The 20,872-nt window shown below is 73.1% G+C and carries 14 protein-coding genes and 1 tRNA gene; 10 read left to right on the top strand and 5 right to left on the bottom strand.

The window, feature by feature from the left end:
* The first annotated feature begins 137 nt into the window (after positions 1-137).
* From H030_RS0124115 to H030_RS0124140, 6 genes are all read left to right on the top strand, one after another.
* Positions 138-2,444 (top strand): hypothetical protein, encoded by a 2,307-nt coding sequence (locus tag H030_RS0124115; RefSeq protein ID WP_155892247.1) that lies wholly within the window; start codon positions 138-140, stop codon positions 2,442-2,444.
* A complete protein-coding gene (locus H030_RS0124120) occupies positions 2,441-5,476 on the top strand; it encodes an SBBP repeat-containing protein (protein WP_027008023.1) in 3,036 nt (1,011 codons plus the stop codon). Before H030_RS0124115 ends, H030_RS0124120 begins: the two co-directional genes overlap by 4 nt.
* Before the next feature lie 106 nt (positions 5,477-5,582).
* Positions 5,583-7,172: a dicarboxylate/amino acid:cation symporter gene (locus H030_RS34785; RefSeq protein ID WP_081691106.1), complete on the top strand. Its 1,590-nt coding sequence runs from the start codon at positions 5,583-5,585 to the stop codon at positions 7,170-7,172.
* Positions 7,173-7,174: 2 nt separating this feature from the next.
* Positions 7,175-8,245, top strand: coding sequence for a hypothetical protein (locus H030_RS0124130; RefSeq protein WP_027008024.1), 1,071 nt, complete (start codon positions 7,175-7,177; stop codon positions 8,243-8,245).
* 36 nt (positions 8,246-8,281) lie between these two features.
* Positions 8,282-10,966 (top strand): Ig-like domain repeat protein, encoded by a 2,685-nt coding sequence (locus tag H030_RS0124135; RefSeq protein WP_027008025.1) that lies wholly within the window; start codon positions 8,282-8,284, stop codon positions 10,964-10,966.
* Positions 10,967-10,978: 12 nt separating this feature from the next.
* Positions 10,979-12,337, top strand: a complete 1,359-nt coding sequence (locus H030_RS0124140) for an aminotransferase class V-fold PLP-dependent enzyme (protein WP_051223576.1) — start codon at positions 10,979-10,981, stop codon at positions 12,335-12,337.
* Positions 12,338-12,350: 13 nt separating this feature from the next.
* Here the strand turns inward: H030_RS0124140 and H030_RS34790 are convergent, their stop codons facing one another.
* The 3 genes from H030_RS34790 to H030_RS0124155 are packed head-to-tail and all read right to left on the bottom strand — an operon-like array spanning position 12,351 to position 14,911.
* Positions 12,351-13,133, bottom strand: coding sequence for a Ku protein (locus H030_RS34790; protein WP_051223578.1), 783 nt, complete (start codon positions 13,131-13,133; stop codon positions 12,351-12,353).
* The gene (locus H030_RS0124150) at positions 13,133-13,948 is read right to left on the bottom strand and encodes a Ku protein (RefSeq protein ID WP_027008027.1); all 816 of its coding nucleotides are present in this window, start codon (positions 13,946-13,948) and stop codon (positions 13,133-13,135) included. Before H030_RS0124150 ends, H030_RS34790 begins: the two co-directional genes overlap by 1 nt.
* 21 nt (positions 13,949-13,969) lie before the next feature.
* Positions 13,970-14,911, bottom strand: a complete 942-nt coding sequence (locus tag H030_RS0124155; protein WP_027008028.1) for an NADP-dependent oxidoreductase — start codon at positions 14,909-14,911, stop codon at positions 13,970-13,972.
* Positions 14,912-14,955: 44 nt separating this feature from the next.
* On the opposite strand from H030_RS0124155, the gene selD reads away from it, so the two are divergent.
* The 4 genes from selD to selA all read left to right on the top strand — a co-directional run bounded on the left by selD (position 14,956) and on the right by selA (position 18,921).
* Complete coding sequence (selD, locus tag H030_RS0124160; RefSeq protein ID WP_035129384.1) at positions 14,956-15,990, top strand: selenide, water dikinase SelD; 1,035 nt, start codon at positions 14,956-14,958, stop codon at positions 15,988-15,990.
* 10 nt (positions 15,991-16,000) lie between these two features.
* A tRNA-Sec gene (locus H030_RS39370) sits at positions 16,001-16,092 on the top strand.
* 1 nt (position 16,093) lies between these two features.
* The gene (gene selB, locus H030_RS34795) at positions 16,094-17,608 is read left to right on the top strand and encodes a selenocysteine-specific translation elongation factor (protein WP_051223580.1); all 1,515 of its coding nucleotides are present in this window, start codon (positions 16,094-16,096) and stop codon (positions 17,606-17,608) included.
* A complete protein-coding gene (selA, locus tag H030_RS34800) occupies positions 17,605-18,921 on the top strand; it encodes an L-seryl-tRNA(Sec) selenium transferase (protein WP_051223582.1) in 1,317 nt (438 codons plus the stop codon). The genes selB and selA overlap by 4 nt, the downstream gene beginning before the upstream one ends.
* Here the strand turns inward: selA and H030_RS0124175 are convergent.
* The gene (locus H030_RS0124175) at positions 18,918-19,718 is read right to left on the bottom strand and encodes a formate/nitrite transporter family protein (protein ID WP_027008030.1); all 801 of its coding nucleotides are present in this window, start codon (positions 19,716-19,718) and stop codon (positions 18,918-18,920) included. The genes selA and H030_RS0124175 overlap by 4 nt on opposite strands.
* Before the next feature lie 15 nt (positions 19,719-19,733).
* A complete protein-coding gene (nrfD, locus tag H030_RS34805) occupies positions 19,734-20,864 on the bottom strand; it encodes an NrfD/PsrC family molybdoenzyme membrane anchor subunit (protein ID WP_051223584.1) in 1,131 nt (376 codons plus the stop codon).
* Positions 20,865-20,872 lie beyond the last annotated feature (8 nt).

The raw sequence follows: 20,872 nt of genomic DNA on the forward strand, positions 1-20,872 counted from the left end.
AAGCGGAGGGCGCCTCCGGTGAACCTGGCGCGGGCCCGCCTGAACGGAGGGGATGGCCGTGAGGTTGGCGCGTCGCCGCCCGTCCAGCTGGACCGGTGCATAGGTGCGCCGCACCGGTTACCGGTCACGCTTCCGCGATGAGCTTCGCGCGTAGGCTGGTGCTGGTCGCGACTGCGATCGCGACCCTGAGTGCTGTGACTGCCGGAGCGGCGGGCGCCGCCGACATCTGCTGGAACGGGCCGAACACCGGCGGCGACTGGGCGACGCCCACCAACTGGAGGGGCGGCGTCGTCCCCGGGGTCAACGACACCGCACGGCTCAACGGGATCAGCGGCGGATGCAACAACCCGGCCGACGTGACGGTCAGGGCGAACGCGTCGATCGGCGCGCTCTCGATGTTCAGCGACACGCTGAAGGTCACGTCGGGCGCCACGCTGACGATCACCGGCAACAACGCGTCCGAGGAGGGCATGCAGTCGCTGGACGTGGCCGACGGCTCCAGGCTCGTGATCGCCGCGGGCGCCCACGTGAACGCCGGCGGCGGCTGGAACCTCAACAGCACCGGCGCGGTCACCGTCAACGGCACGCTCGAGTCGGCGTTCACCAGCATCCAGTTCGCGGGCGGGACGCTGACGATCCCCGTGGGCGGCACGCTGCACGCGGGCGAGTACACCCAGCTCGGCATGCAGAACACCAGGTTCGACATGCAGGGCACGGTGGACCTCACCACGCCCAGCGACGGCGGCGGCGGGCAGTTCTACTTCAAGCCGTCGGCCGACTCGCCGACCAGCGCGGGGACGTGGATCGGCAACGCGAGGTCGGACTTCGTCGGCAACATCCTCGGCGGCACGACCTTCACGATCACCGGGCCGGTGTCCGGGACCTGGGAGCCGCAGGCCAACGGCGGCAACGGCCCGTCGATCCTGCGCTTCGCGGGTTCGTCGTCGTGCGCGCTGATCGCCGTGACCGTCCACCCGCCGGGCGGCCTGCAGGTCGATCGCGACTGCTCGATCTCCGGCCTCTTCAAGATCTACAGCTCGAGCTACCGCTACGCCGGGCGCTCCGGCACCGCGACGCTGACGGCCGCGAGGGGCGAGATCGACGGCGGCGGCATCTACGGCCCCGGGCTGACGCGGATCACCGGCGACACCACCATCGTCGGGAACTCCGGCGGGCCCGCGATCTACGACGGCGCGACGCTGCGCACCGAGGGCGCGACGACGTGGCAGCAGGGCTACGTCACGCTCGGCGCGTCCAACCAGACCGGGCCGGGGACGTGGGAGAACGCGGGCGCGCTGAGGATCGACAACACCAACGCCAACGACCAGTACCACAGCCCGCTCGGCCTGCTCGACTACAGCCCGGATCTCAGGAGCGGCGGCGTCCTGAAGAACCTCGCGGGCGCCACGATCACACGCACGACGCCGACCGGGACGTTCCCGATCAGCGCGCGGATCGAGAACGCCGGGTCGATCGACGTCCAGGCGGGCGCGATGGGCGGGTCGTTCGGCGCGGTGTTCCCCTATGGGTCGCTCGTGCAGTCCGGCGGCGTCACGCGCGTGGCGTCCGGCGCGACGCTCGACCTCGACACCACCTTGAACGGCGGCACGCTGAAGGGCAACGGCACCGTGCGCTCGGTCGCCAACCCGGGCGGGACCGTCGCGCCGGGCGAGTCGCCGGGCGCGCTGACGATCGCCTCGACGTTCACGCAGGGGCCGGGCGGGACGTTGTTGGAGGACATCGCGGGCACCGACCCGGCGAGCTTCGACCGCCTGCTGGTGGCCGGCGCGGCGACGCTCGGCGGCACGGTCAAGATCGTGAAGGACCCTGCGTACTCGCCGGCCGACGGCGACACCTACAACATCCTGACCGCCGCGAGCCGGACCGGCGAGTTCGCCGGGCTGAGCGGTGACGCCGCGGGGTTCGCCGCGAGCTACCGCGCCGACGGCGCGACGCTGACGTACGGCAGCGGCGGCACGCCGCCCGGGGGCGGCGGTGGCGGCACCAGGACGCCGCCGGTCGTCACCAGGACCGGCGGCGGCACGTCGAGCGGCGGCTCCGGCGGGACCACGACGACGACCTCGAGGACGCCGGTCACCGGCAGTGGCGCCACCACGCCGCCGCCCGCGCCCAGGACGACCGCGCCCAGGACCGTCGCGGTCACGTCGATCGCCACGCTCCCCTCGGCCAGGTCGTGCGTCAGCCGCCGCGACTTCACGATCCGGCTCAGGGTCCCGAAGGGCAAGAGGGTCACGAGCGCCGAGGTGAAGGTCGCGGGCAGGAGGTCGCTCGTCCTCAAGGGCAGGCGCCTGACCGCGCGCGTGAAGCTGACCGGCCTGCCCAAGGGCACGTTCAAGGTCACGATCACGCTGACGCTGTCCAACGGCTCCAAGCTCCAGGGCGCGCGGACCTACCACACCTGCGCGCCGAGGAAGGCGTCGTGAGCCTGCGCCGCGCCGCGCTCGCGGCGGCGCTCGTCGCCGTCGCCGCCGCGCTCCCGGCGACCGCGACCGCGGCCGCCGCCACGGCGCGCCCGGACCTCGCGCGCCTCCCGCTCGCCTTCGAGCGCAACGACGGCCAGGCCGCCCACGGCGTCCGCTTCCTCGCCCGCGCGCCCGGCTACGCGCTCGCGCTGACCGCGGACGGCTCGTCGCTCGCGCTCGGCCGCCGCCACGCGCGGCTCACCGGGCGCTTCGTCAACCCAATGGCATCGACAACGGTCACGGGCAGCGGCCGGCCCAGCGGCCACGTCAACTACCTCATCGGCAGCCGTCGCAGCGGCTGGCACGCGGGCGTCCCGGCCTACGCCGGCGTCACCTACCGCGGCGTCTGGCCCGGCATCGACGTCGCCTTCCACGGCGACCGCAGCGAGCTGGAGTACGACTACAACGTGGCCCCCGGCGCCGACCCGTCGCGGATCGGCCAGCGCCTGACCGGCGCCCGCAGCCTGCGCATCGCCAAGAACGGTGACCTGATCATCGGCCTGCCCGGCGGCGCGGTCCGCCAGCGCGCGCCGGTCAGCTACCAGGACATCGACGGCGCCCGCGTCCCCGTCGCCAGCCGTTTCGTCCTGCACGGCACGACGGTCCGAATCGCGCTCGGGCACTACGACCGCTCGCACCGGCTGACCATCGACCCGTCGCTGTCCTACGCGACCTACCTCGGTGGCGACTACGTCGACTACGGCGTCGCCGTCGCGCTCGACGACGACGGCAACGCCTACGTGACGGGCCAGACCTGGTCGTCGGGCTTCGCGACCGACGGTGCCTACCAGACCACCGGCGGCGCCGGCACGAAGGACGCGTTCGTCGCCAAGCTGTCCTCCGGCGGCGACAGGGTCGAGTGGGTGACCTACCTCGGCGGCAGCGGCGACGAGGAGGGCGACGCGCTCCAGGTGGATGACGACGGCAACGTCTACGTCGGCGGCTTCACCAAGTCCAACAACTTCCCGACGGTCAACCCCTACCAGGCGTTCCGCAGCTCGGGCGACACGACCTCCGACGGCTTCGTCGCGCGGCTGAGCCCGGACGGCAGCAGGCTCGGCTGGTCGACCTACCTCGGCGGGAGCAAGGACGACAGCGTCGCCGGGCTCGTGCTCGACAGCGCCGGCCGGACGATCGTCGCGGGCGCGACCTCGTCCACCAACTTCCCGACCGCGGGCGGCGGCCTCGGCTCCAGCTACAGGGGCGGCAGCAGCGACGGGTTCGTGGTCGAGCTGGGCACGACCGGCTCCGCGCTGGAGCGCGGCGGCTACCTCGGCGGCGCCGACACCGACTCGATCGGGGCGATCGCCATCGACGGCAGCGACCGCGTCTACGTCGCGGGCGAGAGCGTCTCCCAGGACTTCCCGACGACCGCCGGCGCGCCCCAGGGCACGCACAACGGCACCGATCCCGACGACCCCAACAGCTTCGCGTACTACGCCAGCGACGGGACCCTGACGCGCATCGACGGCAACCTGGGGCAGATCGGGTTCTCCACCTACATGGGCGGCGAGTCCTCCGACGTCTTCGACGGCGTCGCGGCCGACGACAACGGCAACGCCTACGTCACGGGCTCCAGCTCGTCGAGGAGCTTCCCGACGACGAGCGGCGCCTACCAGCCGGCCAAGGCCGACATCAACACCTACGACGCGGTCGTCGCGAAGATCCCGACGCTGCCCGGCCCGTCCGGCTGGGCGACCTACCTCGGCGGCTCCTCGCACGACTTCGGCGAGGACGTCGGGATCGACGGCGACGGCAACGTGTACGTGACGGGCCAGACCTACTCCACCACCTTCCCGGTGACCGACGACGCGTTCGACGGGACGAGGAAGGGCGACACCGACGGGTTCCTGTCGAGCCTGAGCCCGGACGGGGCGGAGCTCGACAGCTCGACCTTCCTCGGCGGCAGCGACGGCGAGTCGGCCAACGGGCTGGCGGTCGGCTCCGACGGCGACGTGCTCGTCACCGGCGTGACGTACTCCACCAACTTCCCGGCGTCGTCGGGCGCGGCGCAGCCCGCCAGCGCCGGCTCGGGGGACGCGTTCCTGTTCGTCGCGCCGACGCGGCGCGCGAGCGCGGTCAGCGTGACGTGCGGCACGCCGTCGATCACGCCCGGCAGGACCGTGACGTGCACGGCGACCGTGACCGACGCGGGCGACGGGCCGAGCGTGACGCCGACCGGGACCGTCGGCTTCGAGACCGACGACGACGGGATCTTCAGCGCGAGGACGTGCGACATCGACGGGCCGCACGCGTCGGGCGCGTGTGGCGTCGACTACACGCCGACGACGGCCGGCTCGGGCAGGCACACGATCACCGCCTCCTACCGCGGCGACGGCGACCACGCCGGCAGCTCGGGGACGGCGGTGCTGATCGTCAGGCCGGTCGGCGGCGGCGACCCGGGCGCCGGCGGGGGTAGGGACGACGACGGCGATGACGACAACAACGGCGGCGGCTCCGGCGGGTCGAACAGCGGCGGCGGCTCCGGCACCAACGGCAGCGTCGGCGGAGCGAGCGGCGGCAGGTCGGGCGGCAGGGACGACACGAGGGGCAGCGGCTCCGGCGCCTCCGGCGACGACGTCATCGACGACTTCGGCTTCACCTCGCCGTCCTTCCGCGCGGCGGACTCCGGGCCGAGCGCGACCGCCGCGGCGACGCCGGTCGGCACGGTCGTCACCTACACCTTGGCCCGCGCGGCGCGTGTCACGTTCACGGTCCAGAAGCCCGCACCCGGCCGCTCGGTCAAGCACGGGAAGCGAACCACCTGCGACAAGCAATCGAAGAAGAACAGGAAGAAGAAGGCCTGCACACGCTGGACGAACGTCCGAGGCTCGTTCACGCGCGACGGCGTCGCCGGGGCCAACCGCTTCCGCTTCACCGGCCGCATGGCCAATCACAAGCTCGCGCCCGGGAAGTACCGCCTGGTCGCCACGCCGTCGGCCGGCGGGAGGCGGCTCACGGTCGCCTACGCCGCGTTCCGGGTCGTGCGCTGAGCCGGTGATCTGACGCCCGGCAGGGGCTATCTTGCCATTCCCGATCAGTTTGGTGTAGTTTGGTGCCGGACACCCCTCGCCCCGGTCCAAGGAAGTACCCCACACCATGCACATCAACTGGTCGGAACTGGTCCCGCTGCTCGCGGTGGCGGCCTCGTGGGCCGGCATCTGGTGGCTGCGCAGGAAGCAGCTCAACTTCAGCCTGATCGCGCTCTTCGCGCTCGGCGTCGGCGTCCCGATCGGCCTGCTCGCAGGCGCGCACACCAAGGACATCAACCCGATCGGGCACATCTACATCAACGTGCTTCTGGCCACGGTCGCGCCGCTGGTGCTGGTCGCGATCGTCTCGGCGATCACGTCGCTCGGCAGCCTGGAGAAGCTGCGCACGATCGGCCTGCGCTCGGTCTTCTGGCTGCTGCTCTCCAACGCGCTGGCGGTGATCCTGGCGCTCGGCCTCGCGCTCACGTTCCAGCCCGGCAGCGGCCTGCACCGCACGCTCGGCACGCTGTCGACCGACACGATCTCGGCGCAGGTCCAGGACTTCACGCAGGTCGTCGTCGGCTTCTTCCCGACCAACGTCGCCGAGAACTTCAGCGCCAACGACATCATCCCCATCATCATGATCGCGGTGGTCCTCTCGGTCGCCTACCTGGCGCTGGCCGAGAGGGAGCCGGAGCTGGTGCGGCCGTTCGGCGCGGGCGCCGAGGCGCTCAAGCTCGTGATCTTCAAGGCGGTCGGCTACGTGATCCGGCTGACGCCGTACGCGATCGTCGCGCTGACCGCCGACATGGTCGGCACGAGCTCGAACCTCGGCCACGACTTCACGTCGCTGCTCGGCCTGCTCGCGCTCGTCTGGGTCGCCTGCGCGATCCACGCCTACGTGTTCAACGGCGCGATCCTCGCGGCGTTCGCCGACGTCCCGGTGATCCCGTTCTTCCGCAAGATCTTCCCGGCGCAGGTGACCGCGTTCTCGACGCAGAGCTCGGTCGGCACGCTGCCCGTCACGACCGAGCAGCTGACGCGCAAGGTCGGCGTCCACTCCGAGATCGCGCACTTCACCGCGCCGCTGGGGACGACGATCGGGATGCCGGGCTGCGCCGGGATCTGGCCGGTGATGATCGCCGTCTGGGGGATCAACGCCTACGGGATCCAGTACTCGGTCGGCGACTACGTGACGCTGGCCGTGCTCAGCACGATCGTGTCGATCGGCATCGCGGGCGTCCCGGGTGCGGCGACGGTCGCGGCGGCGACCGTGATGTCGGCGGCCCACCTGCCGCTGGAGTTCGTCGCGGCGACGATCCCGATCGGCATCATCGCCGACATGGCGCGCACGGCCACCAACGTGACCGCGGCGGCCGTGAGCGCGACGGTCGTCGCACGCCAGACCGGGCTGCTCGACGACGAGATCTTCGCGGGCCGCAAGGCCTACGTGGAGGCGGACCCGCCACCGCTCACGGCTCCGGCCTTCGCGCCCGCGGCCAACGGAGCGCCCGCGCCCAACGGCGCGGCGGTCGTCCCGCCGGGGTACGTCGCGGTGCCGGCCAGCGCCGTCGCCTACGTCCCGGCGAGCGGCCCGGTCCCGGCGCCGCCGGCGGGCCCCACGCCATTCCCGTCCCCGGGCACCTACGGCGGCTTCCCGCGCGTCTACTGGGGCCCGACCGAGCTGGCCGCCACCGGCGAGCGCAACGACAACTGACCATGACCAAGAAGAGCATGAACATCTCCCCACGCAGGGTCCGCGCGACGGGCCTGGTCCTCCTCGGCGCTGCCGCGCTCGCGGTGCCCGCCGCGGCGCTGGCCACCGACATCACCAACCCCGCCCAGCACCCGGACCCGATCTCGGTGACGATCGACGGCCAGGTCTACAAGGACGGCGCGGACACGCTGCCCGGCTACGACGACTACGCCTGCACGCCGATCCCGAACGTCCAGTACGACTTCGACGACGACCAGATCCAGTACTACGACGGCGACGGCAACCTGATCAGGGCCGTCCACTGGACCGAGTGGCAGCGCATCAGCTCCTACGCGACCTGGCAGGCCCAGCACCAGGCGGCGACGACCACGACGACGTCGACCAACGCGGCCACGACCACCACGACGACGACCACGACGGCGGGCGGCTCGGGCAGCTCCGGCGGTGGCGGCAGCAGCACGGCGAGCGCGGCCCCGGCGGCGTCCTCGGCGCCCGCCGCGTCGAGCACCCCGGCGGCGAGCACGCAGGCCGCGACGACGAGCGGCACGGCGACGACGACCAGGTCCTCGTCCTCGACCTCGTCCAGGTCGGCGGCCAGGAGCGGCGCCAGCACCAAGAGCACCAACTCGACCGCGGCCGCGACGACGACGTCCAAGGCCAAGCACTCGACCGCGGCGAGGGACGCCGCGACCGCGACGACCGCGGCCGACGGCACGACGTCGAGCGCCACCACGGCGCACGCCGCGGCGAGGCACGGCAGGGCCGCCACCACCACCGGCGCGGCGGCGCCCGCCGCCGACGGGACCCCCGCGGTCGACGGCACGCCCGTCGCCGGTGCGACGACCGCCGCGCCCAGCACGACCGCCGCCGCGGCACCCGTCGCCGGCGCCGCGAACGGCGCGACCGCGGCCGGCGCCGCGCCCAGGTACAAGCTCGTCAGCGACAGGGGCGGCGCCACCTCGGCGCCCAACACCCGCGCCCTCGGCGTCGGGATCCTCGTCGCCCTCCTCGCAGTGGCCGGCGCCGCGTTCCTGTTCGGCCTCGGCCGGCGCGGCGTCCGACGCTCCATCTGATCCAGCAGCACCCCACCCCGACAAGAGAGCAACACCATGCACATCACCTCCCGCTGGACGCGGGCGGGTGGAGCGCTGGCGGCCGCGGCCGCCACGCTCGCCCTTGCCTCCGTCCCGGCCGCGCAGGCGGCGCCCGAGCGCGTCGCCGACACGACCGGCTACACCACCACCACCTACCTCCAGCACGCCCTCGGCCTGCCGGCCGGCGACACCACGCCGGCGATCGAGCCCGTCACCTACGACCGCTTCCAGTGGCTGCTCCAGCAGCCCGGCAAGTTCGCGTTCCTGATCGGCGATCCGGCGAGCACGACCGACACCACGTTCGCCCAGCGCGCCCAGGACGTCGAGGCCGAGGCCAAGAGCGAGGGCATCAGGAAGGTCTACTGGTTCAACCCCAACCTGTCGGGCAACGCGGTCGTCGGCACGATCACCGAGCCGACCCTCGACATCCGCGACGCGTCGTCGATCGGCCTCGCCTCGGCGTCGCAGACCAAGTACGACAACGCCTGGAAGACGCTGATCGCCGACTACCTCGGCAACGGCCTCTCCGCCACGCACACGGGCGTCAACTCCGAGAGCGCGATCGTCAGGATCGACCCCTCTCCGAGCACCAAGAACGACAACGGCGGCACGAAGTTCGGCGGCAACGGCACCGACACCCCGCTGTTCGACTACACCAGCAGCACGCCGGCGAACATCCTGCACTCGTACTTCCTGGTCTACGACAAGGACCACACCGTCTCTGGCAGGACGGCGAAGATCCTCGGCTGGACCGACCTCTCGGCCGACACCCAGCAGGCGACGACCGAGGCCGTCGACGACGCGGTCGATGTCGTCGGCAGCGGCTCGGACTTCACCCAGCTCGACCAGTTCGCCTGGTGGAAGGACGAGGTCAACGCCAAGCACGCCGAGCAGGCCTCGGTCGTGCAGGGCAGGAACCACCCGGTCCTGACCGACGCCGACGCCGCCGACGGCTGGGACGTCGAGCAGATCACCTACCCCGAGCTGGTCGACCTGCTCAAGAGCGGCGCGAACGACAAGAACGCCGCGATCCTGTTCGGCGGCACCTGGTGCCCGAACACGCGCCCGGTCCTGCCGACCATCAACAAGGGCGCGCAGCGCAACGGCGTGCACGTGTTCAACTTCGACACGGTCCTCGACGGCGGCCTGGTCGGCGACGCGACGACGTCGTCGAAGAACCCGCTCCAGACGCGCAACACGCAGGACAACACGTCGACGAGGACCGCCAACTCGAACCCGACGTCGCTGTACGGCGACCTGGTCAACCAGTACCTCACCAACATCAACACCGAGTACGGCTCGATCGTCACCTACTACGCGGGTGGCAACACGGGCGGCACGCTCCTGAACGCCAAGAAGCTCCAGGTGCCGTTCCTGATCGGCTACGGCGGCAACGGCAGCACGGCCGCCAACCCCGGCGTCAAGCGCCAGTGGATCATCAGGAACAGCGACGGTTCGTACAAGGAGTACATGACGAACTGGGGCGCGGTGAACCCGCAGCCGAACGAGCTGAACATCGACACGACCAGGCTCCCGGCCGGCGCCCCGATCTGGACCACGATCAATGCGCAGCTGGCGGCGTACACCCCGCAGACCGACCCGACGACGCTGTACGCGAACACGGCCGTCTACTCGGACTCCGACAGGTACCTGGTGGCGGGTGAGACCGCGACCGTGTCCTACAACTCCGCGAGTCAGAACCCCTGGACGATCTCACTGACCGGCCCGGTGGACATCAGCCCGACCGCGCTGTCGACGGCGCTGACCGCGCTGGGCAGCTCTGCGCCGGCGAACCTCGCCGACGCGAAGACCGCGTTGATCGCGGCGCTCTCGGGCTCCGACGCGCCGTTGACGGCCAACCTCAAGACGGTCGTCGGCGCCTGGCAGCTCGCAACGAACGCCAAGAACGCCGTCAACGGCGCGTGGGGCAACGCGACCACGCCCGGCTCGGTCGCCGGCGGCCTCGCCGCGGTGCGCGCCGCCGACGTGTTCTTCGACGGCCTCCCGGGCGCGGTCGCGTCGCGGCGGACGGTCACGGCCGACGCGTCGAGCATCACGGTCAGGATCGACACCGACTACGACCGCAACCCGACGGGCAACGTCGCGCTGACCCTGAAGAAGGGCGGCACGACGGTGACGACGGCCAGCGCCGCGGTCTCCGGTGGCAGCGCGACGTTCACGCTGCCGTCGTCGCTCGACGCGGGGTCGTACGACTACACGCTGACCTACGCGACCGACGAGCAGATCTTCGGCTTCACGGAGACCGGCTCGCTGACGGTGCCGGCGAGGACGACGACGACCACCACCACCACGACGACGCCGACCACGACGACCACGACCACGCCGTCGAGGACGCCGACCAGGCCGACGACGACGCCCACCGCGCCGAGGGCCAGGAAGGCCAGCGCCGGCGCGGTCAGGGTCGTGCTCGTCTCGCGCCCGACGTCGAAGAAGGGTGGCAGGTACACCGTGTCGATCGCGGCGGCCAGGGGCAAGGCGGCCGTCAGCGGCAAGGTGACGATCAAGCTCAAGAAGGGCTCGGTCACCAAGACGATCACGGCCAAGCTGGTCAAGGGCAAGGCGACGTTCACGCTGCCGAAGCTCGCCAAGGGCACGTGGAAGGTCACGATCGCGTGGCCGGGCAACACCACCTACAGGTCGCTGTCGAAGACCGCGACGTCGATCAAGGTCATCAAGTAGGTCGATCAGCAAGTGACGCAGGTGCAGACCACCGCCGCCGGCAGGCTCCTCGAGCTTGTCGGCGGCGACCTGCGGGTCCCGCTCGTGGATGGCACGACGGCCCGCTACGTCAACCTCGACAACGCGGCGAGCGCCCCGGCGCTCGCGCCGGTCGCCGCGGTCGTCGACGAGCTCTTGGAGTACTACGGCAGCGTGCACCGCGGCGCGGGGTTCGCCTCGATCGTCAGCACCGAGGCCTACACCGCGGCGCGCGAGGTCGTCCGCGGCTTCGTCGGCGCGCGCGACGACGACCTGGTGTTGTTCACGCGCAACACGACCGACGCCTTCAACCTGCTCGCCGCGGCGCTGCCGCCGGGCACGACGGTCGTGACGTTCGCGGGCGAGCACCACGCGAACCTGCTGCCGTGGCGCAGACACGCGCAGACCGTCCACCTGCCGATCCCGTCCGGACCGGCGGAGGCGCTGGCCGCGCTCGACGGCGAGCTGCACCGGCTCGGCGGGCGCGGGCCGGTGCTCGTGTCGGTGACGGGCGCGTCGAACGTGACCGGCGAGGTCTGGCCGATCGAGGAGATCGTGGCGATCGCGCAGCGCCACGGCGCGCGCGTCGCGCTGGACGCCGCGCAGCTGGCGGCGCACCGTGTTCTTGATGTTGAAGCCTGGGGCGTCGACTACGTCGCGTTCTCGGGCCACAAGGTGTACGCCCCGTACGGGGCGGGCGTGCTCGCGGGGCGGGCGGACTGGCTCGACGCCGGCCGCCCGCACGTCGCGGGCGGCGGTGCCGTCCGGCGCGTCGGCGTCGATGATGTGGAATGGGCGACCGGTCCCGCGCGCCACGAGGGCGGCACGCCCGCGGCGCTCGGCGCCGTGGCGATCGCCGCCGCCGTGCGGACGCTGGACGCCGCCGGCTGGGACGCGATCGTCGAGCACGAGGAGGAGCTCTTGCAGCGGTTGCTCGACGGCCTCGACGCGCTGCCCGGCCTCCGGACCTACACGCTCTGGGACCGGGCGCCGGACCGCGTCGGCGTCGTGACCTTCGGGGTCGACGGCCTCGACTCCGCGCTGCTCGCCGCCGCCCTCGGCGCCGAGCACGCGATCGGCGTCCGCGACGGATCGTTCTGCGCCCACCCGCTGATGGAGCACTTCGGCGGCGGCCCGGCGCTCCGTGCCTCGATCGGCGTCGGCACGAGCGCCGACGACATCGACCGCCTGCTCAACGCGCTGAGCGACATCATCAACAACGGACCCCGCTGGACCTACGTCGAGGCCGACGGCTACGTGCTGCCCTCGCCGGACCCGCGCCCGCGCCCGTCGCTGGGCGGCCTCCTCGGCGCGACTCCGGTGGTCGTCGCCGGCGCGCCCTGCCGCACCTGAGCGCGCCGGTCGGCTACTTCCTGCCCAGCTCGGCCATCGTCTTGCGCAGGGCCTCCATGAGGTCCGGCGCGGGCGATGGCTCGTCGTCCTGGGCGGGCGCGTCGATCGTCCCGTCCCTCTCCTTGGCCCTGACGATCCTCTGCAGCCGCCTGCGGTGCTCGTCCCTGTAGGCCTTGGGGTCGAAGTCCACCGACAACGCCTCGACGAGCCTGACCGCCTGGGACAGCGCCTTGGCCGCCGGCCTCCTGCCGCCGTTGTCGATGTCCTTGGTCGGCCGGATCTCGTCCGGGAACAACATGGTGGTCAACGCGAGCAGGTTGTCGCGGACACGGACGGTGACGAGGTACTCCTTCGTGCGCAGCACGAAGCGCCCGAGCGCCACGCGGTCGGTGCTGCCCATCGCCTCGATCAGAAGGCGGTAGGCGCGCTTGGTCCCGGCCGACTCGCCGGTCGGCAGCAGCCAGTAGGGGTGGTCGAAGAGGATCGGGTCGACGTCGGCGGCGTCGACGAAGGACTGGATCTCGATCGTGCGCGTGCGCTGGGGCGCGATCGCGGCCAGCTCGTCGTCGGTCAGGACGACCTGCCTGCCGGACCTCAACTCATAGGCCTTGCCGATGTCCTCGTAGGCGACCTCCTCGTCCTCCCTGCTGCAGAAGCGCCGGATCTCGACCCGCGCGCCGTCCTTCTCGTGCAGCTGGTGGAAGTGCACGTCGAGGTCGCGCCCCGCGCTGTAGAGCGCGACCGGGACGTTGACGAGCCCGAAGCTCAGCGAGCCCGACCAGAGCGAGCGGGCCATCAGGCGGCCGCCTTCTTCTTGGTGGCCTTGGCCCTGGTCCTGCCCCTGCGCCTCGGCAGGCTCGCCTCCAAGGCGGCGGCGAGGTCGTCGCGCTCCTCCTCGGGCTCCGCCTCCGGGATGTCGATGTCCCTGCCCCTGGCCTTGTCCCTGATCGCGGCGAGCACGGTCTCGCGGTACTCGTCGTGCAGCCTGCCGGGGCGGAAGTCCTCGGTCAGCGCCGCGACGAGCTGCTCGGCCATCCTGACCTCCCTGGCCTCCGGCCTGCCCGCGAGGCGCGGCGCGTCGAGGTCCCTGCGCGTGACCAGCTCGTCGGCGAAGCGCATCGTGTGCAAGGCCAGGACCTTCTCATAGGCCTTGATCGCGACCAGGTACTCGCGGTGGTGGAACGTGAAGCGTCCGATCGCGGCGCGGCCGGTCTGCTCGAGCGCGTCGTGCAGCAACCGATAGGCGTCGCCGCCCTCGTCGCGCGCGCCCAAGAAGTAGGCCTTGTCGAAGTACACCGGGTCGATCGCGGCGGCGTCGACGAAGTGCTCGACGTCGATGATCCGCGAGCGCGAGCCGCCGGCCGCGTCGATCTCCTCCTGGTCGACGACGACGTACCTGCCCTCGCGCACCTCGAAGCCCTTGACGACCTCGTCCTTGGCGACCTCCCTGTCCTCCTTGGTGCAGAACGGCCGGTGCTCGATCCGCGCGCCGTCCTTCAGGTGCACCTCGTGGAAGTGCACCGTCCTGGGCGCGACCGCCGAGTAGAGCTTGATCGGGACGGCGACCGCGCCGAACGCGATCGTGCCGTTCCACAGCGAGCGGGGTGCCATGCCCCGGGCCTACCCGGCGCGCTACGGGATCAGCGCGAGCTTGCCGCCCGGGTGGCCGCCGCGCAGGAGCTCCAGCGCCGCGGGCGCCTCGTCGAGCGGGAACGTGCGGGCGATCGGGACGACGAGGTCGCCCGCGGCGGCGAGCGCGATCAGCTCGGGGCGGATCGTGTCGCGGAAGGCGGCGGAGGTCGGGTTCGACCCGCCGAGCTGGTGGAAGCCGGCCTCCCGCGCGCGGGCCATGTTCGCGACGGTCAGGATCCGGCCGCGGTCGGCGACGAGGCTCAGCGACACGTCGGACGCCTCGTCGGTCCCGGCCGTGTCGAGCGCGACGTCGATCCCGCCGGGCGCCAGCTCGCGCACGCGCGCCTCGAGGCCGTCGCCGTAGGCGACCGGCTCGCCGCCGAAGCGCGTCACGACGTCGCGGCGCGCGTCGCTCGTCGTCCCGATCACGCGCGCGCCGCGGCGGCGTGCGAGCTGCAGCACCGCGACGCCGACCGCGCCCGACGCGCCGTGGAGCAGCACCGTGTCGGTGTCGGTGACCTTGGTCACCTCGAGCATCTCGGCGGCGGTCGCGCCCGCGAGCAGGAGGTTCGCGGCCTCCGGGAACGGCAGCGTCGCGGGCTTGAGGAACACGTCCTTGGCCGGGACCGTGAGCGTGCTCGCGTAGCCGCCGGTGACGCGGAACGCGAGCACCTCGTCGCCCACGTTCGCGGGGCCGGAGCCGATGCCGGTGTCCGGCCCGATCGCGGTCAGCGTGCCCGCGACCTCGAAGCCGGGCGCGTAGGGCAGGACCGCCGGGTCGCCGGCCGCGAAGCGCTTGAAGTCCGCGGGGTTCATGCCGGCGGCGGCGACCGCGATCGTCACCTCGCCCGGCCCGGGCTCCGGGACGTCGGCCTCGACGAGCGTGAGGGCGTCCTGCGGTGTGCCGAAGCGCTCGGCGATCCAGCGGCGGGCGGTGGGCATGCACCCGAGTCTCGCAAAACCGGCGCGGGAGTATGGTGGGGCGCATGGCCGCCGTCACCAGCCCGGTCCCGCTGACGTCGCTGTCCTCGGGCGCCGGCTGCGGCTGCAAGCTCGCCGCCGCCGACCTGCTCCCGATCGTCAGGGACCTCCCGGCCGCGACCGACCCGCGCCTGCTCGTCGGCTCGTCGACCGGCGACGACGCCGCGGTGTTCCGGATCAGCGACGACGTCGCGCTGGTCCAGACGATCGACTTCTTCACCCCGTTGGTGGACGATCCTTACGACTTCGGCCGTGTCGCCGCCGCCAACGCGCTGAGCGACGTGTACGCCATGGGCGGCGTCCCGGTGACCGCGATGAACGTCGTCGCGTTCCCGCTGGAGCGCCTCGGCGGCGACGTGCTCGGCGCGATCCTGCGCGGGGGCGCCGACGTGGTGGCGCAAGCGGGCGCGTCGGTCGTCGGCGGGCACTCGATCAAGGACGACGAGCCGAAGTACGGGTTGGCGGTGACCGGGACGGTGCACCCGGACCGGATCGTGGCGAACGCGGGCGGGCAGGTCGGCGATGTCCTGGTGTTGACCAAGCCGCTCGGCGTCGGCGCGATCGTCACCGCCGCCAAGCGCGGCGCCGCGGGGCCGGACCTCGTCGCGCGCGCGGTCGAGGTCATGGTGGAGCTCAACGCCGACGCGTCGCGCGTCGCGCTGGCCGCGGGCGTGCACGCGATGACCGACGTGACGGGCTTCGGGTTGTTGGGGCACTTGCACAACGTCGCGCGCGAGAGCGGGCTGGCGGCGGAGGTCGACGCGGCCGCGGTCCCGGCGATCGACGGGGTCGAGGCGCTGCTGTGCGCCGAGGGCGCCGTCTCCGGCGGCAGCGCCCGCAACGCCGAGTGGGCGGCGGGCTTCGCGACGATCGGCGACCGCGTCGAGCCCTGGCGCGCGCGGCTGCTGACCGACGCCACGACGTCCGGCGGGTTGTTGATGGCCTTGCCCGCTCAGACCGACGTCGCCGCCGCGATCCCCGGCGGCACGGTGGTCGGCCGCCTCACCGACGGCCCGCCTGGCACGATCTCGGTCGCATGACGCAGCACCTGGAGCGGCCCGGGGCCGGTGCCCCGATCGGCCTTCAAAGCCGCTGGCGGCGCCTCGACCGCGCCGGGAAGGTTCGACTCCTTCGCCGCTCCGTATGAGTCCGCCGCCGTATGGCGCGGCGGCCGCCGTCCCGCCGCTGACGCTCGGGACCGCGGGGCACATCGACCACGGCAAGAGCGCGCTGGTGCGGGCGCTGACCGGGGTCGAGACCGACCGGTTGGAGGAGGAGCGGCGGCGGGGGATCTCGATCGTGCTCGGGTACGCGCCGCTGGCGCTGCCGTCGGGGCGGCGGGTGAGCGTCGTGGACGTCCCGGGGCACGAGCGGTTCGTCCGGACGATGGTTGCGGGGGCGACCGGGATCGACTGCTACATGATGGTCGTCGCGGCCGACGACGGGGTGATGCCGCAGACGGTCGAGCACGCGACGGTGCTCGACGCGCTTGGCGTACATGATGGTGTCGTCGCGATCACGAAGGCCGACGTCGCCGCCCCGGAGCGCGCGCTGGCTGAGGCGCGCGAGCTGCTGCCGCGCGCTGCGGCGTTCGTGCCGTGCTCGGCGGTGACGGGGCAGGGCGTGGCGGACGTGGCCGCGGCACTCGACGCGGTCGCCGCGGGGCTGCCGGGACGCGCGGGGGACGACGGCGACGCGGTCCTGCACGTCGACCGCGCGTTCACGGTCGACGGGATCGGGACGGTCGTCACGGGCACGCTGTGGTCGGGCCGGATCGCGCGGGGCGACATGATGGCTTTGCTCCCCGGCGGGCGCGAGGCGCGGGTCCGGTCGGTCCAGGTCCATGATGTCGACGTGGACGCCGCCGAGGCGGGGCAGCGCGTCGCGGTCGCGCTGGCGGGCGTCCGAGCGCGAGAGGTGGCGCGCGGCGACGTCCTGGCCGCGCCGGGCGCGCGGAGCGAGTCCACCATCTTGGACTGCGCGCTGGCGCTGCGCGACGACGCGCGCCACGGCGAGCGCGTCCACGTCCACCATGGGACGCGCGAGGCGCCCGCGCGGCTGAGCGACCTCGGCGACGGCCTCTGGCAGCTGCGCCTGGAGGCACCGCTGATGGCTGCCGACGGCGACCGCGTCGTCGTCCGCCGCCTCTCGCCGCCCGACACGCTCGGCGGCGGCACCGTCCTCGACGCGCGCGCGAGCAAGCACGGCCGCCGCGCCGACGTCCTCGCCCGCCTCGTCGCGCGCCGCGACGGGCGGCCGGAGCCCGCGGCGCCCGTGCCTGCCGAGGCGCCCGCGCCGCCCGCCGCCGCCGCGCCCGCCGTCGCCCCGGAACAGCGCGCCGCCGCCGACGCGCTCGCCGCCGAGCTGCGCGCCACGCTGCTGCTCTCCGAGGCGCAGGTCGACCGCGCCGCGCTCGCGCTGCTGCGGGAAGAGGGGCGAGCGGTCCGGATCAGTGGCACCCTGTACGCCGATGCGGCGATCGCCGACGAGACCCGGAGCAAGATCATGGCGTTGATCGCGGAGCGCGGCTCGGCGTCGCTCGCCGAGGTCCGCGACGCGCTCGCCACCGGCCGCAAGCCCGCGCAGGCGTTCCTCGAGCACCTCGACGCCCAGCGCGTCACGCGCCGCTTGCCCGACGACCGCCGCGTGCTGCGATGACCACGCAGAACGAGCTCCTGCGCGCGCTGCCCGCCGTCGACCGCCTCGCCGCCGAGGCCGGTGGGCCGGAGGCGATCGCTGCCGCGCGCGCCGTCGTGGAGGAGCGCCGCGCTGAGATCCTCGCGGGCGCGACCGACGACCCCAACCTGCTCGACCGCGTCCGCGCGCGCCTGGCGCCGTCGCCGCGCCGCGTCGTCAACGCGACCGGCGTGATCATCCACACCAACTTGGGTCGCGCCCCGCTGGCCGAGCAGGCCGCCGAAGCGGTCGCGCGCGCCGCGCGCGGCTACCTCGACCTTGAGCTGGACCTCGCCTCCGGCCGCCGCGGCGGCCGCGACGCCCACGCCGCGCGGCTGATCGCCGAGCTGACCGGCGCGCAGGACGCGCTCGTCGTCAACAACGGCGCGGCCGCGACGCTGCTGGCCGCCGCCGCGCTCGCCGGGCCGGGGAAGGCGATCGTCGTCTCCCGCGGCCAGCTGGTCGAGATCGGCGGTGGCTTCCGCGTCCCGGAGGTCGTGGCCCAGGCCGGCGCGCGCCTGGTCGAGGTCGGCACGACCAACCGCACCAACATCACGGACTACGAGCGCGCGCTCGCCGACGGCGCCGACGTGATCCTGCGCGTGCACCAGTCGAACTTCCGCACGGTCGGCTTCACCGCCGACGTCGGCATCGAGCAACTCACCGCACTGGGCGCGCCCGTGATCGACGACCTCGGCTCCGGCGTCCTGGCCGAGGACCCGATCTTCGCCGACGAGCCGTCGGTCCGCGCCTCGATCGCCGCCGGGGCGGCGCTCGTCGCGTTCAGCGGCGACAAGCTGCTCGGCGGCCCGCAGGCCGGGATCCTCGCCGGGACCAAGGCTGCCGTCGCGCAGGCCCGCGCCCACCCGCTCGCCCGCGCGCTGCGCGTCGGCCGCCTCCCGATGGCTGCGCTGACCGCCACGCTGCGCCTCTACCGCGACCCGGCGCACGCCCGCCAGGCGATCCCGGTCCTGGCCATGCTCGACGTCCCGGAGCATGTCCTCCAACAACGCGCGCAGCGCATCGCACAGGCCACCGGCGGTGAGATCGTCACCGCGACCTCCAAGGTCGGCGGCGGCGCGCTCCCGCTCCTGGAGCTGCGCGGCCCCGCGGTCGCGGTCGGCCCGCTCGGCGCGGGTGTCGACGCGCTCGCCGCGCGCCTCCGCGCCCAGGACCCGCCGCTGCTCGTCCGCGTCCACGAGGGCCGCGTCCTCGTCGACCCCCGGACGCTCTACGACGACGCCGAGCTCGGCGCGGCACTGGCCGCGCTGCGCGCAGCGCTCGCCGCGGCCTAGCCGGCCGCTTCGGCCGGCGCGTCCTTCACGTACAGGTACCAGTACGTCGTCGCCACGAAGATCGCCGCGCCGACCAGGTTGCCCAGGAACGCGAAGGCCCAGTTCTTGAGGACGTCGCCCCAGTCGAGGCCCGGCACGTGGGCGAAGATCGCGGCCGGCAGGAAGAACATGTTGGCCACGACGTGGTCGAAGCCCATCGCGACGAACGCCATGATCGGGAAGAAGATCGCCAGCACCTTGCCGCCGATGTCCTCGGCGCCGAGGGCCATCCACACGGCCAGGCAGACCAGCCAGTTGCAGCCGACCGCGCGCAGGAAGATCTGCCAGTCGGTCTCCGTCACGCCCTTCGCGGTCGCGATCCCGGCCAGTCGCGCGAGCGGCATCGGCGCAGTGACGACGCCCGTCTCCTTGGCCAGGAAGTAGGCCACGAACAACGAGCCGGCCAGGTTCCCGATCAGGACCCAGAAGAAGTTGAAGGACAACCGGCCGAGCGTGACCCTCCTGTCCAGCAGCGCCAGCGGGACCAGCGCCATGTTCCCGGTCAGCAGCTCGGAGCCCGCGACCACCACCAGGATCAGGCCCAGCGCGAACACGCCGCCGGTGACCAGCGTCTGGACGCCGCCCCAGATCTTGGGGTCCATGCCCGCCGACGTCACGATCGCCAGCAGCCCGGCGAACGCGATGTAGGCCCCGGCCAGGAACCCGGCGACGAGCGCGTGGTCCCAGCTCAGCGCGGCCTTCGTCGTTCCGGTCTGGACCCCTGCGCGGGCGATCTCGGCGGGCGACTTGAAGGACATGGCGTGGGGTCTCCTCTACATCGTGGTGGTGACGTCCATGTCGTGATCGGGCTCCTCGCGCGTCGCGAGCCCGCGGTGGTTGAGGGCGACGGCTTCGTCGTCGCGTGCGGAGGCGATACCCGATTCCACCCACGCGAAGCGGAAGCAGAGGGCGGCGGACATGAACGCGGCGCTTGCGAGGTGGTCGGCCCAGCGCCCGAACCCGCGCCGGCGCGACAGCCGCAGCGCCAGCCCGCCGCGCGCCAGCCACTTCGCGCGCGAGAACCACCTGCCGCCCTCGCCCTCCTCCAACACGGAGGCCAACCGGCCCAGGTGATGGTGGTTGATCTCCGACAACAGCAACTCGCTCGCCATCGCACCGCTCTCGATGACCAGCAGCGCGCGCTGCGACGGGTGGTCCTCGTCCTGGCCGAGCGCCGCGAGCGTCAGCCGCACCGCGCCCGCGCCCGTCAGCGTCGCGGTCGAGACGAAGATCGGCCCGAGCAGCCACTTCGACCGGTTCCACACCGGGACCGCCGTCGCGGCGAGCAGCACGCCCGTGTAGGACCCCAAGTAGCCGCCGACGACCGCGTTGGCGCCGCCGAGCGCGCGCGCCGTCCGCCGTCGCCCGAGCAGGTCCGCGCCGACCGCGCCCGCGCCGAGCGTCCCGAAGAGCGACAGGCACCACGTGCCCATCGACATCGGCGACCGCGTCTTGAAGATCCGCAACATGTGGAAGAAGCGCTCGGGCCGCCCGAGGTCCTTGATCAGCAGCGGCGGCGCCGGGGCGAGCGCGAACAGCGCGACCTTGCGCGCGACCCGCGCCGACCGCTCGTCGCCCGCGAGGTCGCAGGCCAGGGCCACGAACGACGCGCCCGCCGCCATCCCGCCGACCCAGAAGTAGATCGGGATCTCGTGGCTCCAGACCGGCGCGTTCATCATCGGCCCCTGGACGAGCTCCGGCGGCGGGCCGCCGCGGCCGCGCCGGTTGGCGTCCTCGACCAATCCGGGTTCCGGAGGCTCGGCCTGCGCGTAGCGCGTGTCGCGCCGGTAGATCGACGACCAGCGCGCGTCCTGCCAGCCGCGCCTGTGCAGCGCGACGCCCGCGCCCGCGACCGCGCGCCGCCACACGCCGGGCTCGCCCGGGACGCCGACGGCCGGCGTCATGTCGCGAT

Origin of the sequence: Conexibacter woesei Iso977N, from assembly GCF_000424625.1 — a bacterium.
In the GTDB taxonomy this organism is placed as follows: domain Bacteria; phylum Actinomycetota; class Thermoleophilia; order Solirubrobacterales; family Solirubrobacteraceae; genus Baekduia; species Baekduia woesei_A.

Coding starts and splice junctions, on each gene's coding strand:
- H030_RS0124115 (WP_155892247.1), top strand. CDS start 138: ATGAGCTTCGCGCGTAGGCTGGTGCTGGTCGCGACTGCGATCGCGACC.
- H030_RS34785 (WP_081691106.1), top strand. CDS start 5,583: ATGCACATCAACTGGTCGGAACTGGTCCCGCTGCTCGCGGTGGCGGCC.
- H030_RS0124130 (WP_027008024.1), top strand. CDS start 7,175: ATGACCAAGAAGAGCATGAACATCTCCCCACGCAGGGTCCGCGCGACG.
- H030_RS0124135 (WP_027008025.1), top strand. CDS start 8,282: ATGCACATCACCTCCCGCTGGACGCGGGCGGGTGGAGCGCTGGCGGCC.
- H030_RS34790 (WP_051223578.1), bottom strand. CDS start 13,133: ATGGCCCGCTCGCTCTGGTCGGGCTCGCTGAGCTTCGGGCTCGTCAAC.
- H030_RS0124150 (WP_027008027.1), bottom strand. CDS start 13,948: ATGGCACCCCGCTCGCTGTGGAACGGCACGATCGCGTTCGGCGCGGTC.
- H030_RS0124155 (WP_027008028.1), bottom strand. CDS start 14,911: ATGCCCACCGCCCGCCGCTGGATCGCCGAGCGCTTCGGCACACCGCAG.
- selD (WP_035129384.1), top strand. CDS start 14,956: ATGGCCGCCGTCACCAGCCCGGTCCCGCTGACGTCGCTGTCCTCGGGC.
- selB (WP_051223580.1), top strand. CDS start 16,094: ATGAGTCCGCCGCCGTATGGCGCGGCGGCCGCCGTCCCGCCGCTGACG.
- selA (WP_051223582.1), top strand. CDS start 17,605: ATGACCACGCAGAACGAGCTCCTGCGCGCGCTGCCCGCCGTCGACCGC.
- H030_RS0124175 (WP_027008030.1), bottom strand. CDS start 19,718: ATGTCCTTCAAGTCGCCCGCCGAGATCGCCCGCGCAGGGGTCCAGACC.
- nrfD (WP_051223584.1), bottom strand. CDS start 20,864: ATGACGCCGGCCGTCGGCGTCCCGGGCGAGCCCGGCGTGTGGCGGCGC.